The sequence below is a fragment of the Vibrio sp. 704 genome (assembly GCF_033339295.1).
Genome location: NZ_JAWOUH010000954.1, coordinates 1 through 532, shown reverse-complemented (window position 1 = coordinate 532; position 532 = coordinate 1). Strand labels below are relative to the sequence as shown.

Sequence of the window (532 nt, the reverse complement as noted above, 5' to 3'; positions counted from 1 at the left end):
GGCGAAGGTCTCGCTGAGTCAGAAATTGTAAAATGGCATGTCAATGTGGGTGACATGGTCAAACTAGACCAAGTAATCCTCACTGTTGAGACGGCGAAAGCAACCGTAGACGTTCCTGCTCCGTACGCAGGCAGAATTGTCAGCCGCCATGGTGAAGAAGGCGACGTGATTAATATTGGCGCCCTACTTCTAGAAATCGACGAAAGTGGCGCAGAAAACACTGTCTCTGCGGAAAAACGACAAACCGCCGATGCCGCAACCGTTGTTGGCACCGTATCTCACCAATCTCATAACGTAAATGTTGATGATTTTTGGGTGGGCGGCAGCCACAACAAATCGGCAGACAAACTCATCACCGCTTTACCTTCCGCGCGTTTGCTAGCGAAAAAGCTAGGCGTAGATTTGAAAACGATGGTCGGTCGCGGACCAAGCGGTTTGATCGTCGATGCCGATGTTTACGAAGAAGCAGGCAAACAAGTTCCTGGCACTGAAGTGCTCAAAGGAGCGCGCCGTACGATGGTCTCGACCATGG

1 protein-coding gene is annotated in these 532 nt (G+C 51.1%); it reads left to right on the top strand.

Annotated features, from left to right (window positions below; genetic code table 11):
* A partial coding sequence (locus R7R24_RS30070; RefSeq protein ID WP_318120637.1) for a biotin/lipoyl-containing protein occupies nt 1–532 on the top strand: 532 nt, incomplete at both ends.